13 protein-coding genes are annotated in these 14,655 nt (G+C 41.7%); 8 read left to right on the top strand and 5 right to left on the bottom strand.

What is annotated here, in order from left to right; genetic code table 11:
• Nucleotides 1-95: 95 nt before the first annotated feature.
• Nucleotides 96-4,013 (top strand): PAS domain S-box protein, encoded by a 3,918-nt coding sequence (locus IH597_07775; protein ID MBE0662351.1) that lies wholly within the window; start codon nucleotides 96-98, stop codon nucleotides 4,011-4,013.
• Here IH597_07775 and IH597_07770 read toward each other — a convergent pair.
• A complete protein-coding gene (locus tag IH597_07770) occupies nucleotides 4,010-4,888 on the bottom strand; it encodes a fructosamine kinase family protein (protein MBE0662350.1) in 879 nt (292 codons plus the stop codon). The genes IH597_07775 and IH597_07770 overlap by 4 nt on opposite strands.
• Before the next feature lie 19 nt (nucleotides 4,889-4,907).
• On the opposite strand from IH597_07770, the gene IH597_07765 reads away from it, so the two are divergent.
• Nucleotides 4,908-5,036 carry an S-layer homology domain-containing protein gene (locus IH597_07765; GenBank protein MBE0662349.1) on the top strand — a complete coding sequence of 43 codons (129 nt, stop codon included), beginning with the start codon at nucleotides 4,908-4,910 and terminating at the stop codon, nucleotides 5,034-5,036.
• On the opposite strand, the gene IH597_07760 is transcribed toward IH597_07765, so the two are convergent.
• From IH597_07760 to IH597_07745, 4 genes are all read right to left on the bottom strand, one after another.
• Nucleotides 4,996-5,433, bottom strand: a complete 438-nt coding sequence (locus tag IH597_07760; GenBank protein MBE0662348.1) for a hypothetical protein — start codon at nucleotides 5,431-5,433, stop codon at nucleotides 4,996-4,998. The genes IH597_07765 and IH597_07760 overlap by 41 nt on opposite strands.
• Nucleotides 5,434-5,444: 11 nt before the next feature.
• Entirely contained in the window at nucleotides 5,445-6,023 is a 579-nt protein-coding gene (locus IH597_07755) for an RNA polymerase sigma factor (protein MBE0662347.1), read from the bottom strand.
• Nucleotides 6,024-6,239: 216 nt separating this feature from the next.
• Nucleotides 6,240-6,863: a hypothetical protein gene (locus IH597_07750; protein MBE0662346.1), complete on the bottom strand. Its 624-nt coding sequence runs from the start codon at nucleotides 6,861-6,863 to the stop codon at nucleotides 6,240-6,242.
• 39 nt (nucleotides 6,864-6,902) lie between these two features.
• Nucleotides 6,903-8,102 (bottom strand): amidohydrolase, encoded by a 1,200-nt coding sequence (locus IH597_07745; GenBank protein MBE0662345.1) that lies wholly within the window; start codon nucleotides 8,100-8,102, stop codon nucleotides 6,903-6,905.
• 745 nt (nucleotides 8,103-8,847) lie between these two features.
• Here IH597_07745 and rbfA point away from each other — a divergent pair.
• The 6 genes from rbfA (at nucleotide 8,848) to IH597_07715 (ending at nucleotide 14,652) form a co-directional block, all read left to right on the top strand.
• Entirely contained in the window at nucleotides 8,848-9,186 is a 339-nt protein-coding gene (gene rbfA, locus IH597_07740) for a 30S ribosome-binding factor RbfA (protein ID MBE0662344.1), read from the top strand.
• Between the two features lie 24 nt (nucleotides 9,187-9,210).
• The gene (locus IH597_07735; protein ID MBE0662343.1) at nucleotides 9,211-10,017 is read left to right on the top strand and encodes a class I SAM-dependent methyltransferase; all 807 of its coding nucleotides are present in this window, start codon (nucleotides 9,211-9,213) and stop codon (nucleotides 10,015-10,017) included.
• A 152-nt stretch (nucleotides 10,018-10,169) separates the two neighbouring features.
• On the top strand, nucleotides 10,170-11,402 hold the full coding sequence (locus tag IH597_07730) for an ABC transporter permease (GenBank protein MBE0662342.1): 1,233 nt from the start codon (nucleotides 10,170-10,172) through the stop codon (nucleotides 11,400-11,402).
• A gap of 118 nt (nucleotides 11,403-11,520) precedes the next feature.
• Nucleotides 11,521-11,955: a dUTP diphosphatase gene (dut, locus tag IH597_07725; protein ID MBE0662341.1), complete on the top strand. Its 435-nt coding sequence runs from the start codon at nucleotides 11,521-11,523 to the stop codon at nucleotides 11,953-11,955.
• 93 nt (nucleotides 11,956-12,048) lie between these two features.
• On the top strand, nucleotides 12,049-13,788 hold the full coding sequence (locus IH597_07720; GenBank protein ID MBE0662340.1) for a tetratricopeptide repeat protein: 1,740 nt from the start codon (nucleotides 12,049-12,051) through the stop codon (nucleotides 13,786-13,788).
• A gap of 21 nt (nucleotides 13,789-13,809) precedes the next feature.
• Nucleotides 13,810-14,652: a DUF4292 domain-containing protein gene (locus IH597_07715; GenBank protein MBE0662339.1), complete on the top strand. Its 843-nt coding sequence runs from the start codon at nucleotides 13,810-13,812 to the stop codon at nucleotides 14,650-14,652.
• Nucleotides 14,653-14,655: the final 3 nt, after the last annotated feature.

Below are 14,655 nucleotides of genomic sequence, written 5' to 3'. Positions count from 1 at the left end.
TTGTTTGTATTTTCGTGGCTTCCAGCGAAATGTTATTAGGCTGCCTCAAGGGCATACCATCACCAGTATGAACTAGAATTTTCGAACCCATCATTATGGATATTACAAACGATCCAATCCTCAAGAATGCAGAGCAGGTTTTGAAGGAAAGCGAAAAGCGTTATGCATTTCTGGCTCAGACAGTCAATGAGTTGGTTGGAATCACTTCCATCAAAGATCTGTATGCCTATACGGCCCGTAAATTACATGTCTTATTAGAAAATAAGAGCATTGTTGCCATTGTGGAGTACAATCATGAGGCTAACAGGTGGAAGATGCAACATATTGAGGGTGTCGGCAAAAAGATAAGCGGTTTAAGCAGGGTTTTTGGTTTTGATATGAGGAATCTGGAGGGAGAGATCAGCACAAAATATTACAATCAAATTATTAGCGGAAAACTTGTAGAACTGGAGTTTGACTTCCCAGGTTTATTCAACAACAGGGTTTCGGATGCCGTAGAAAAAACTGTTAAAAAATTACTTTCAATTGAAAAGCTGTATTGCATTGCCTTTAAGCAGGACAAACAGACATTTGGAAACATCACTATTGCAGTAGACCAAAAAAGCCTTGAATTCAACGCAGAACTGATTGAGGCTTTTGTAAACCAGGTAAGCATTTTCATCAAAAAACATAAAACAGAGGAAGCGCTGAATAAGACTGAACGACAATACAGTGCCTTACTGGAATCCATCTCTGATAGTGTTAGCGTTCTCGATAAAGATTACAGGATTATCCTGACCAATGAAGCATCCACACGGTTTGCAGACATGACCCGTGAGCATTTGCTGGGGAACAAACTCACTGACCTCTTTCCGGGTGTTGAGAAAACCGAGTTTTTCAAGGTCTTTAAAAAAGTTATGAAAACCCGTGAATCAGATATAGTTTCCAATGAATATACTTTTGAGGATGGCCGCAAAGCATGGTACGAGGCGAACGTGGATCCTGTTCCTGAAGGAATTCTTTGCATCCTCCGGGACATTAGCAGCCGAAAGCGTGTTGAATTGGCTCTTCAGGAAAGCAATTCCCGGCTTGAATCCTTTCTGCAGATCAGCCAGAAAATGGCTTTAACCTCAGGGCAGGGACAGATTATACAAATGATTGTGGACAATGCAACAAGTATCCTGGGTTTAGGAAGCGGCGCCGTCTATCTACTGCAGGATCAGGAAAGTATAAAACTGGCGGCCACAGCGCCTGCCTTACCTGAAGGTTTTCCTGAAACACTCAGGATTACATCACTGAGTGACCATCCCCATGTAGAACAGGTTTTTAAGACGGGAAATCATGTAATCATGCCCGATACCCAAAAAGTAAATCTCACAGCTCCGGAACAGGAAATCATCCGTTTAAGGAACTTACGGTCTAATTTATATTTGCCTATTCGCCTGAGAGAGAAAACTATTGGTACCCTAATTCTGTCTTCAATTGGTAAACCCCATCATTTTACTGATGAAGAAATACGCCTGCTTCTGGGATTTGCCAACCAGACTGCCCATATTATAGACAATAATCGCAATTTCGAGGATTTGACGAAACATGCGGCTAAGCTTGAAGAGCATATTGCCGAACGCAAGCAAGCAGAACGTGCATTGCTGGAAAGCGAAGAAAAACACCGCAGACTTGTTGAACAAATGCAGGAAGGTCTGGTGGTTGCCGACCTCAGGGGTGTGATTCAATTTGTAAATCCCATGCTTTGTGAATTAACGGGTTATGCAGCAAATGAGCTTATTGGCAAATCAGGCTATGATATTTTGCTAAAACCTGCTGATATAGAAATTATGCGAAATCGGGATACAAAACGCAGTAAAAACATTAGTGAGCAATATGAAATGGATATCTTTATGAAATCTGGCGAACTGAGAACTTTTTGGTTTCATGCGGTTCCTGATAAGGATAGAAACGGCAACATAATAGGTTCAATGTCAACGGTAATTGATATCACCGAACGAAAAAACGCACAGGAAAAGATCAGGATAACCAAAGATACATACGAGAGCATATTTAACTCGGTTTCGGAAGCAATATACGTGATTGATGAAAGCGGGAACTTTATAGATATAAACCGCGGAGCCGAGCTTATGTATGGTTACCCGAAAGAGGAAATGACAAGAAAAAGTCCTGCTGCTGTTTCGGCAACCGGTCTAAATGATCTTGGTGCTTTGGAAAAGGTACATCAGGAAGTTTCACTGACCGGCGTCTCACAAAGCATAGAGTTTTGGGGCGTGCGAAAAACTGGTGAAATTTTTCCAAAAGAAGTGATCGTTAATAAAGCAACGTATTTCGGAAAAGAATGCCTTTTGGCCACCGCACGGGATATTAGCCGTCGCAAAAAAGCGGAAACCTCCCAGAAAATCCAGTTTAATATTGCACGCTCCATACATAATGCCAGCAGCGTTGAAAATTTGCTTGAGATCGTGAGGCAGGAACTTGGGCTGCTGTTTGACACAACTAACTTTTTTGTAGCCAAATATAACCCTGAAACTGACACTTTAAAGCAACTTATATTTCGTGATGAAATTGATGGTTTCGACGAATGGGATGCAACCCACTCCATTTCGGGTCATGTGGTAAAATCAGGTGAAACTGTTTTCCTGAGAGGTGACGAAATGTGCGATTTCTGTAAAAGTCACAATATTGATGCTTTAGGTACCAATTCAGCATGCTGGCTTGGCGTTCCGATCTTTATACGTAATAAAGTGGCAGGTGTGATGGTGGTACAGCACTATACGAATCCGGATGCATATCATGAATCGAATATCGCCTTATTTGAAATGGTTGCCCACGAAACAGGGATTTACCTTGAACGTCAAATGATGCTTGATGAGCTCATTATCGCTAAAGAAAAAGCGGAAGAAAGCAACAATCTGAAAACAGCATTCCTTCAGAATCTGTCGCATGAAATCCGTACACCGCTCAATGGAATTATCGGATTCTCTGAATTTATCAACGATCCGGAACTTACTCCTGAGGACAGAAGAACCTTTACGGATATAATTATTGATAGAGGTTGGCAACTTACAGCTATCATCAATGATGTGCTTACCATTTCGGCCCTGGAAACAAAACAGGAGGAATTGTTTATTGACAAGATCAATATCAACAAACTGATGCGCGATCAACTTGCTGTTTTTTCTGGGCAGGCTATATCCAAAGGCATTCAGCTTAAATTTAACTTGCCATTCCGTGAAGATGATGCCATGATTTACACTGATAAGACTAAAATCGGTCAGATCCTTAACAACCTGTTTACCAATGCACTTAAATTCACCCGGGAAGGAGAAATAGAACTTGGATGCCAATTAAAAGACAATATGCTCGAATTTTATGTAAGGGATACAGGTTTGGGTATTGATAAAAGCAAACAGCAGATTATTTTTGAACGCTTTGCGCAGGCAGATGACAGTATCAGACAAAACTTTGGTGGTACCGGCTTGGGACTTTCAATCTGCAAAGGTTTTGTAGAACTCATTGGTGGAGAAATCTGGGTGGACTCAGAACCGGGAAATGGCTCAATATTCTACTTTACCATTCCATATAATCCGGCAATACAAACTGATGACATTGATAAGCTATTTCGTCAGCAGGTTACAAATTCAACGGTACTTGTAGCTGAAGATGAAGAGACAAATTTTCTGTATCTGTCAATTTTGCTTAAGAAGCTAAACTATAAAGTATTGCGTGCCGTAAACGGACAACACGCCGTTGATATATGCAGGAAAGAACCGGTTGACATTGTACTCATGGACATTAAAATGCCAAAGATGGATGGCTATGCAGCGGCCAGGCTTATCAGGGAGTTCAAACCTCAACTCCCCATCATAGCACAAACAGCTCATGCAGCACAAACGGAGATAGAGAAATTTCAGGATGTTTTTGATGATTATATTACTAAACCTTTTACAAAAGAAAAGATCAGAAATCTCTTCGAGAAGAATTTCGATCGTATGAAAACCAGAAGCAGCTTTACTGAAATTTAATATCTTGTTACTACAGACTTAACCGATCCAAGATAACCCCCGCCAAAAAGATTTACATGCACCAGCAAGGGGTAAAGATTGCAGATTTCGATGCGGGACTGCCAGCCCGGCGCCATTGGAAATGCATCATGATATGCTTCATAAAAATGACTTTCAAAACCGCTGAAAAGTTTGCTCATGGCAATGTCCATTTCGCGAAAGCCGAAATACACTGCCGGATCAATGATGCAGGGATTTCCGTTGGCATCGCACATAAAATTGCCACTCCATAAATCGCCATGCACCAACGCTGGTGGTTCGGACGGAAAAATGGATGGAATTTCTTTGAACAGCCTATTGAAACTTCGCATCAGGTTGTTATCCACAAGGCCTTTGTTTCTTGCCATTTCCAGTTGTTTTTCAAGGCGCTCCTCAATGAAAAACTCGTTCCAGGTTGTATGCTTTTTATTGGATTGCGGCAATGAACCAATATAATTATCGTGATCAAGCCCGAAGGATTCGTTGCTGTTTTTGTGCAGTTGCGCCAGCAATAATCCAAAACCATCCCAGAAATTTTTGCCATAGCTGCCCTGTTCAATGAATTCGAGCAAGAGCCAACTGTGATTTTCGCTTTCTCCATGTGCCAGCGCTTTCGGAACGCGTGGAGCGTTCAGTCTTTTCAGTAGCTTCAACCCCAGGGCTTCGGTTTCGAACATGCCGGGAAAGCGAACCGCGTCATTGTATTTCAGAAAATATAAACCGCTTTGTGTTCGAACCCGGAACGCCTGGTTGATATCTCCGCCGGAAACAGCATCTAAGGATATTACCTTTGTCGGGGTTCCCGTAATTGCATTGATTGTTTGCTGGATATCTGACAGAAGAAGTTCCGGGATCATTGGTTAATAGGATTGAGAAATACGTTGCCACGGACCTGTCCGCCGGGGCGGATTCAAGGATGTTTCTAATCATTCCACATTTATCCGTGAATCAGTGGCAACAATAGTTAAAAGAGGAATAAGTATGTCCGGCTGGTCACCCGCTTAAGAACCCTGTCGAGAATTACCAACGCCGGGATCACAAACAATACAATAAGGGTTATTGATGAACCTTTTAAATACTCAATCACCGACAGCAGGCCCTGGAAAGAACTCATGATCGTATTCAAATAATTGCCGTAGCGCTCCGGGTTCAAACCTTGTGTGAAAAGGCCAAAATCGCCCAGGAAAGGCCAAACAACAAAATAAACCAATACCAATGCAATGATGCCTCCAATTGCCAGCAGGATATTTCCAATTGAAAATAAAGGATTGCGCGCTTTTTCAGCTTCAAGTTGCTGGATGTCACTCATGACATTTGCAGTGAAATTGAAGCTTGGTTTCTCTGTCTGACTTGATTTTAACAGACTTCCCAAAAAATCATCTTTTAATTGTTCTTTTTCCATAACATATATTTTTAACGAACTACCGACAGATTTGGTTTCTTAAACATGTCGTCAAGCAGAACGTATAATTTCTTCCTGATCCTATGCAGCTTTACTTTCACATTTGCCTGGCTCAGACCCGTAACTTCCGATACCTCTTCTATGCTCAGTTCATCGGTATAAAACATGTTTATGAGCAAGGCATCCTTTGGGTGAAGCTGCTGCATGGCTTCTTTCACATAGCGGCTTTGCTCCTCTGAACTGAAATGGTCCAGGTTTTCTTTCACTTCATCTTCCGAGAAGCTTTCTACCAATGATTCATCCAACGATGCCATGGCAATTTTCTTTTTGCGGGTCGAAGAAATCGCAGTGTTGGTTACGATCCTGTAAAGCCATGTTGAAAACTTCGACTCCTGCTTAAATTTATCCAGCGCCTGATAAGCCTTCAAGAAAGCGTCCTGTGCAACTTCCTCAGCATCCTCAGAGCTAGCGCACACACGACGTGCAATCGAAAACGCCATGTCTTTGTAACGATTAACAAGGTGTTCGAAAGCCGCCGTTTCTCCTTCAAGAATCCTGGCGATAATCATATTATCATCCATTTGAGCCATACCTGTGAGTTTGACGCAGGTTTGCGACGGGGGTTACATGCACAGGATTATTTCTTTAACTGTTCAATTCATCCCAATAACGCCGTTTTAACAACGACTATAACGTTCCTGATATATCCACATTAGCTGATTTACGGGTTTAGTCAGTATCCACCGCTACAAAAGCCTAAGCGGAGCAGCGACCGCAAAACGACCACCAAGCCTCGTTATCGTTGGCTATACCATTTTGGCGACTATTTCATTCTTTTTCTTTTTTTCAGTTATCTTGATAAATCTTCCTGTATTATCCATTTGCATAATCCTTTTCGTTACAATCGTTGAGTCCAACCTTCTAAAATATTCAGTTTCATTTTCATGATAATAAAAGAATTTGGCTGTATCGGTCATGTTTATAGTGATGTTTTTGTCAATAACAGACCATGTTGATAATTCAAGGTAAGGGTCTCCAGCACATGTACTTATATGTAAATAAATTGAGTCGATTTTTTGACCGTCATTATCATACGAAAACAAATATGGATAAAGGATATCTCCAATTCTTGCAAATAAAATAAGACTCATGTCTTTGTTTACATTAAGGTTTCCTACAACTTCAAAACCTTCAGGAATAAATTGTTGATACGTCTTATTGAAGTCCTTTTCATTTAATGCAGTTTGAAAGCCACACTCAATAGTCAATGGTAAGTTTTTACTGGGCATATTTTCAACAAAGTCTCTGAAATTAATACTATTTATTTCTGTCGTGTCTGATTTATTTGCATTTGAGTGGGACCCCGAACTATAGGAACATCCAAGTAGAGTTAAAATTATCAAAATCGCTGTTATTGATTCTCGTGCCATTATGTGCGTGTTTATATGGTAGCCAACTTTATAATTACACTAAATGCCGTTTTGCAATTCCCTGATCGCCAGCCAGGCCATCAAAGCCGGGCCTGTGAGCAAAGCGTTTTCATCAATATCAAAATCTGGGGTGTGAAGGTTGGCCGTGATACCTTGTTCTGTATTTTGGATCCCAATGCGATAAAAACATGCAGGCACTATGCGGGAGTAATAAGCAAAATCTTCGGCGGTCATGCGGGGTTCAATTTCCTGAACCATTTCCTGACCCAATAACTCCGCGGCATGTTTCATAGCCCGTTCGGTTACTTCTTTATCGTTCAGCAAGCTTGGATAGCCATGTACAATGCGAACATCACAGGTCGCACCATGGGCCTCAGCGGTTTTTTCAGCAATTTGTGTGATTTTCTCGTGAGCCGCTTTTCGCCATTCTTCATCGTAAGTTCTGATGGTTCCATCCAGTGTTACCTCGTTGGGAATGATGTTCATTTTACCGTCGGCAATGAATCGGCCAAATGATAGCACAGTAGGAACAAGTGGGGGCGCGTTACGGCTTACAAGTTGCTGCAAAGCAATGAGTATGTTCGCTGCCGCCACAACCGGATCAATGTTCAGTTCCGGGGTAGCACCGTGGCCGCCTTTGCCTTTTACAGTAATGTAAACTTCATCAGTTGATGCCATAGAAGGCCCTGGTCTGAACCCAAACATGCCAGTATCAAGGTTCGGAAAAACATGCTGCCCGAAAATGCAACGCGGTTGTGGGTTTTCAAGCACGCCTTCTTTGATCATCAATGAAGCACCACCGGGATAAGCTTCTTCGGATGGCTGAAAAATAACACGGACGCTTCCCTCCCACTCGTCTTTAAGTTGGTTCAAAATATACACTGTGCCAAGCAAAGAAGCCATATGCACATCATGGCCGCATGCATGCATCACACCTTCGTTTTGCGATTTGTATGGCACAGGGCTGACCTCTTTTATAGGTAATGCATCCATATCGGCCCGCAGGGCAATCAGATCTTTGCCGGGATTTTTACCCTTAATGGTAGCCACAATCCCTGTTTTTGCGATCCCACTCTTGAACGGAATATTCCATTCTTTCAACCTTTCTGCAATGTAGGATGCAGTTTCAAATTCCTGCATGGAAAGTTCGGGGTGGGCATGAAAATGGCGGCGATATTCTACTATCTTAGCATGGATTTCACGGGCAAGGTTTAAAGTTTTACTTCTGAGTTGGTGCATAAGGTGTTTCGTTTGCTGTTTAAGCGTTAGAAGCGGTAACAAAATTAGGGATTAATTACCATAGTGGAATAATTGAAGATATTTGAACGATAATCTAGGTACTACATAATGTATCCGATACGCGGAATACCTGATGGAGTACAATGTGGATCAGAATAGCATAGACTTTATGTGAATCCATATGCCTATAGGGCATCAACTATTGTAGCTAATGAAATGGGCGGATAAATCACAATCCTGTAGGGATTGAATTATAACTTGGCACAAACCTGCTTTAAATGAATCCCCTACAGGGATTTGGTTCGTCATTACCGGGTTGTTCTACAATAATATATCCGCTACGCGGAAAACCTGTTGAAGTAAATCGTGCCAGAATTGCATCCAAGATGTACCCGTCAAGCGGAAAATTAGCTGGGGTGATAGGGATCAGAATTACAGTGACTTTTGTGGGATCCCATATGCCTGTAAGGCATAAGTTATTGTAGTTAGTGAAAGTGACTCCTACACCTCAATCCTGTAGGGATTGAATTATAGCAGTATCACCGATGTCTTCACCGTATTGACAGTTTGTAGAAATATTCTTTAACCGCATTGAATACTTCTGGGGAATTTCAATCAATGCATTGACTGTTTTAGGCTTTTTCGATCAGTGCGTTGACTGCTATTGTATTTTCTGCCAATTGGCCTCTTTACTCAAAACTCTCTCTATTGAATCAATTGTTCTTATTAATCGTACCTTTGCCACATGGAAACTCTACGACAAAGCAAGGTAGCCCGGCTGCTGCAACGAGACCTGGGTGATATCTTTATCAACGAAGCCCGCCATTTTCTTGAAGGCGCCATGATTACCGTTACCAAAGTGCGTGTCAGCCCCGACCTTTCAACTGCAAGGATATATCTGAGCATCTTTGCTTCAAAAAACAAAGAAGCACAATTGAAGAGGATTTCATCACAGGTTAAGGAAATAAGGCATTACCTCGCCATACGGATCAAAAACCAGGTTAGGATTATTCCTGAATTGCACTTTTACATGGATGATTCGCTGGATTATATTGACCACATTGAAGAGTTGTTGAACGATTAGTTGCTTCCTACCTACTGATTCAGCATGCATTACGACCCCATTAAAAAATCCCTTGGCAGTGTAATTGGCCGGAAGCTTTTTGCCCGGAAGCTATTTTACTTCACACTGGATCTGCTTCTTTTACGAACCTGGCACATTAAACATGAACTAAAAAAATGGTCTCAAAACCAGCAGCCAATTCTTAAGGCATTGGATGCAGGCTCCGGGTTCGGACAATATTCCTATTGGTTGGCGCGGAAATTCAAAAGCTGGTCAATAACAGGCATTGATGTAAAAAAAGAACAGGTTGATGATTGCAACGCCTTTTTTTCGAAGGCCGGAAGGAAGAATGCACAGTTTGAAGTTGGTGATCTCACGCAATACAATGATCCCGATACTTTCGATCTCATTCTGTCGGTTGATGTGATGGAACATATAGAAGACGACAATGCTGTTTTCCGCAATTTCTATAATTCATTGAAACCAGGAGGCTTGTTGCTGATATCCACTCCTTCTGATCAGGGTGGTTCGGATGTACATGGCAAGGACGACGCATCGTTTATTGAAGAGCATGTGAGGGATGGATATAATAAGCTGGAAATCCAGGAAAAATTAGCAAATGCGGGGTTTAAGTATACCGCAGCTAAATATCAATATGGCTTACCAGGAAAAATCTCATGGAGACTTTCGATGAAATACCCAATCAAAATGTTAGGTGCTTCTAAATTGTTCTTCGTCTTGTTGCCGTTTTACTACCTGCTGGTCTTTCCTTTTTGCTTCATACTTAACTTTGCCGATGTAAGAATGAATCATAAAACTGGGACAGGACTGATAGTTAAGGCGTGGAAGTAGGGAGGTTTTAAGAGACAAGAAACAAGAGACAAGACACAAGAATCAAGAGACATGAGGTAAGAAACTGGGACGAGGGACGAAGAGACCAGCAACTAGAAACCAGCAACAAGAATCAAGCATCAAGAACATACGGCATCACTGCATCACAACCCATGAACCTTTCCCTTTACATAGCCAAGCGATACCTGGTTTCGAAAAAGAGCCATAACATTGTTAATATCATCTCAATCATTTCGGTGGTGGGTGTTTTGGTTGGAACTATGGCTATGGTAATTGTGCTTTCAGTGTTTAATGGTTTTGAAACGTTGGTTAAATCCTTGTTCAACACTTTTGACCCGGATCTGAAAATTACATTGGTGGAAGGAAAAACCTTTTTGCCTGATGATCTTTCAGGAGACCAGATCAGAAATCTACAAGGAGTGATACAATACACCGGGGTGCTTGAAGAAACCGCTTTGTTGAAATACATGGATCGCCAAGCGCTGGTTACTGTCAAAGGCGTTGCTGAATACTTTGAGGATTTCAGTGGCCTGGACTCGATGATTGTAAGTGGAAGCTTCACTTTGCAGCGCGATGAACTGGATTATATTATTCTGGGTTATGGTGTGGCTTTTCAATTAGGGGCAAACCTGAATGATTTTCTGAACCCCATTGCCATGTATGCACCAAAACGTAGTGGTTTTACCGGCACCTTGCCCGAACAGGCTTTTATCAGCAAAACAATTTTTCCATCGGGCATTTTTTCTGTCCAGCAGGATTTTGATACACGTTATGTAATTGTACCAATACGATTTGCCCAAAACCTTTTTGGGTTCGAATCCGAAACTACAGCCGTGGAAATTACCTTGCAAGAGAATGCGAATATTGCGCGGATCAAAGAAGAAATAAAAAAAATTGCCGGCAATCGTTTCAGCGTCAAAGATCGTTACGAACAACAGGAAATGCTTTATAAGATCATGAAATCGGAAAAACTGGCCATTTTCGTGATCCTTGGTTTCATTCTTTTTATCGCCACGTTTAATATTATTGGGACTTTATCCATGCTTATCCTCGACAAAAAAAAGGATATTGCAGTGTTGCACAGCATGGGAGCAAACGAAACGCTGATAAAACGAATCTTTTTCGCCGAGGGATTTTTAATTACTTTTTCAGGCGCCATCCTGGGTATGATTCTCGGCGCACTGATTTGCTGGGTTCAAATCCAATTTGGAGTTGTGCCATTGCATTCAGGAGGAGGTTCATTTGTGGTAGAGGCTTACCCGGTTGAACTCCAATTTATTGACTTTGTTTATGTTTTACTTATGGTGATCGGAATCGGTTTGCCGGCAGTTTGGTACCCCATTCACCAGATCAAAAAAAAGTACTTTGAACAGAAGCTTGGATGACCAGCTCCAAATCTGATCTCCAATTATCCTGACCTTCCTCTCCTTAACCTTAGCCTCAGTCTTAGCCTCAGCCTCAGCCTCAAAATTTTTAACTAATTTTGGCGCAAATCATTTACCAATGAAGGTTAAAATAGTAAACCACTCTCATCATCCCCTACCGGCTTATGAAACAGATTACTCAGCGGGAATGGACATACGCGCCTTTTTATCACAAGGTATTGTTTTAAACCCTCTTGAGCGGGCTTTGATCCCAACAGGAGTATTTATTGAAATTCCACAAGGCTACGAAGCACAGGTTAGGTCCAGAAGTGGATTGGCCATTAAAAAGGGAATTACGGTGTTGAATTCCCCGGGAACCATTGACAGCGATTATCGTGGCGAAGTAAAAGTGATCGTAATTAATTTATCCGGAGAAGTTCAGGAAATTGTTGACGGCGACAGGATCGCACAAATGATCATCAGCAGGCATGAACAAGCCCAATGGGAGCAGGTTGATCAATTGGCCGTAACAAAAAGGGGAAGTGGCGGTTTTGGCCACACAGGCGTTAAATAATTTTATAAACATCTTATTCTTCAACAAATGAGGATTTTTACCGTTTTGATTTAACATGTCCTCATCAAAGCATAAAATCAAATTAAAACCTTAATGAGCAGAACCCAATATATACTTTTGCTTTTCGGCATCCTGATGCTTTCAGCATGTGGAGCCTCAAAGACTTCAGTTGTTGAACCCAAAACGCAATCCGCCATAACCGATCCGCGCCAGGCGGAAAAGGTCACAGCAATTTTTATTGATGCCAACAAAGAAAAATTACTTGGCAACTTCAGGCAAGCGATGACTTTGTACCAGCAATGCCTGAGTATTGATCCAAACCATGCACCATCAATGTATGAAATGGCCAGGCTATTCCGCATGCAGGGCAATTTTAATGAAGCCCTTGGTTTTTCTGAGAAATCAGTGGAAATTGATCCTGATAACAAATGGTACAATCTGATGCTGGCTTCATTGTATGAACAATCGGGTCAGGTGCCAAAGGCCATCTTAATCTTTGAGCGTCTGCAGTCGGCAAAACCTAACGAAATTGAATTTCTGCACCAAACGGCAATGCTTTACCTGAAAGAAAACAGGTTAGCCGATGCCATTAAGGTGTATGATAAAATTGAAAACATAACAGGCTCCGATGAAGATATTCTGATGCAGAAACAAAAACTTTATCTGATGAATAATGAGCCGGATAAAGCTGTAGCCGAAATAGAAAAGTTAATTGCCATGTATCCCGGCGAGAGCCGTTATTATGCGCTCCTTTCCGAACTCTATCTCGATATGGACAACTATCCCAAAGCCATCGAGAGCCTTGAAAAAATCCGCGAGCTTGATCCTCAAAACCCTTACATCCATATCACCCTGGCCGAATATTATTTTAAAACAGGAGATCGTGGACAGGCTTATACCGAGCTAAAGCAAGGATTTGCCAATCCCAACCTGGATGTTGAAATTAAATTCCAGGTTTTGTTCACGTATTACACTGACGAAGACATTCATAACGACTATGAAGACCAGGTAACTGAACTTTCTGAAATTCTTATCATAGCTCATCCAACCGATGCCCGGCCTCTTTCGTTGAAAGCAGATCTTCTGATAAGAGAAGAGAAATATGAAGAAGCACGCCAAATATTCCGCCAGGTACTTGAAATTGACAACAGCCAGTATTTTTTCTGGGAAACCCTGCTCAGGCTTGATGCTATGTTACAGGACAATGAAGCATTGATTACCGAAAGTTTGGAAGCAATACAGCTCTTTCCCCTCCAGCCATTGCCATATCAATTTGCTGGTCTGGCTTATTACCAGTTGGGCAATTACGATGAAGCAATTAAAATGTTTTACGCCGGCAAAGACCTTGTGGTTGATGATGATGAGCTTCTTGTTGAGTTTTACATGCACTTAGGAGACTCCTACTCAAAAATGAAACAGCATGAATCATCGGACGCTGCTTTTGATCAGGCCCTGGACCTGGATGCCGAAAACCCTTATGTGCTTAACAATTACAGCTACTACCTATCTCTGAGAAAAGAGCAGCTGGAAAAGGCAAAAGAAATGTCGGCCAAATCGCTTGAAATCTCTCCAGGCAACAAACATTATCTCGACACTTATGGTTGGATCCTTTATCAAATGGGAAATTATGAAGAAGCCAGGGTTTGGATAGAAAAGGCGCTGGAAAACAACGCCACCGAAGATGCAGTAGTACTGGAACACCTTGGCGATGTTTATTATAAACTTGGTATGAAAGACGATGCTCTCAGGTACTGGAAACAAGCGCTTGATCTGGGTGGCGAAATCACTGAATTTCTTGAAAAGAAAGTAACGGATGGTATTCTTTACGAATAGGGAATGATCAATTTCAGCAAAATGTTCGTACTTCCACAACACAATCCTACACAGGCTTTCAATATGATAATCATATTGATGCTGGTTCTGGCAATTACCTCATGTACATCGTATCGCAAAACCATCAAAGAACCCATGAAAGCTCATGGAACTGATTACCTGCTTGAGCAAATGAAGGCAAAGGAAATCAGGGCTGGTTACTTCACCGCGAGATTCTCCGCCGAGCTTACAAAAAACAAGGAAAAAATGTTATTTAATGGGCAAATCCGGGTTAAAAAAGACAGCATCATCTGGATGACCCTCTCCCCTGCACTTGGCATTGAAATGGGGCGCCTTGTTATTACAAACGATTCAATAAAATGGATGAACCGTCTGGAAAATAATTTTCTGATCTCTACAACTGAACATCTGGCTGGTATGGTCCATCCGTTGCTGGAGTTTGATCTGCTGCAATCACTTATACTTGGTAACGATCTCACCTTATACGACAACACCCAGTTCAAAAGCAATATTGACAACCGGGAATACAAACTCACAGTTTCGCATCGCCGCAACCTTAAACGGCAACTAAAGGAAGATGATATTCCGGAAGCTATTCCAATGCAAAGCATTTGGCTTGACCCGCTAAGCTTTCGTATAACAAAGTTTTCAATCAGGGATTTGCAAGACAAGGATGCCAAGATAGATGTTAATTACCAGCGGTTTGTTGAGATGAATTCATCTTTATTCGCTTCTCAACAGCATTACGATATCCAGGGCGGAGGCAACAAACTTAACCTAAACATCACATTTAGCCGGACTGATACACCTGAAACAAGCAGTTTCCCGTTCACAATTCCTGAGAAATACGTTTCAATCAAGTAGCAA

The organism is Bacteroidales bacterium, from assembly GCA_014860575.1.
Classification (GTDB): domain Bacteria; phylum Bacteroidota; class Bacteroidia; order Bacteroidales; family JAAYJT01; genus JAAYJT01.
This window is presented reverse-complemented; position numbering and strand designations above follow the sequence as displayed.

What these genes read in the sequence shown, in the direction of transcription:
- IH597_07745 (MBE0662345.1), bottom strand. Translation starts at nt 8,102, where the DNA reads ATGCACCAACTCAGAAGTAAAACTTTAAACCTTGCCCGTGAAATCCAT.
- IH597_07750 (MBE0662346.1), bottom strand. Translation starts at nt 6,863, where the DNA reads ATGGCACGAGAATCAATAACAGCGATTTTGATAATTTTAACTCTACTT.
- dut (MBE0662341.1), top strand. Translation starts at nt 11,521, where the DNA reads ATGAAGGTTAAAATAGTAAACCACTCTCATCATCCCCTACCGGCTTAT.
- IH597_07760 (MBE0662348.1), bottom strand. Translation starts at nt 5,433, where the DNA reads ATGGAAAAAGAACAATTAAAAGATGATTTTTTGGGAAGTCTGTTAAAA.
- IH597_07715 (MBE0662339.1), top strand. Translation starts at nt 13,810, where the DNA reads ATGTTCGTACTTCCACAACACAATCCTACACAGGCTTTCAATATGATA.
- IH597_07730 (MBE0662342.1), top strand. Translation starts at nt 10,170, where the DNA reads ATGAACCTTTCCCTTTACATAGCCAAGCGATACCTGGTTTCGAAAAAG.
- IH597_07770 (MBE0662350.1), bottom strand. Translation starts at nt 4,888, where the DNA reads ATGATCCCGGAACTTCTTCTGTCAGATATCCAGCAAACAATCAATGCA.
- IH597_07735 (MBE0662343.1), top strand. Translation starts at nt 9,211, where the DNA reads ATGCATTACGACCCCATTAAAAAATCCCTTGGCAGTGTAATTGGCCGG.
- IH597_07755 (MBE0662347.1), bottom strand. Translation starts at nt 6,023, where the DNA reads ATGGCTCAAATGGATGATAATATGATTATCGCCAGGATTCTTGAAGGA.
- IH597_07775 (MBE0662351.1), top strand. Translation starts at nt 96, where the DNA reads ATGGATATTACAAACGATCCAATCCTCAAGAATGCAGAGCAGGTTTTG.
- rbfA (MBE0662344.1), top strand. Translation starts at nt 8,848, where the DNA reads ATGGAAACTCTACGACAAAGCAAGGTAGCCCGGCTGCTGCAACGAGAC.
- IH597_07720 (MBE0662340.1), top strand. Translation starts at nt 12,049, where the DNA reads ATGAGCAGAACCCAATATATACTTTTGCTTTTCGGCATCCTGATGCTT.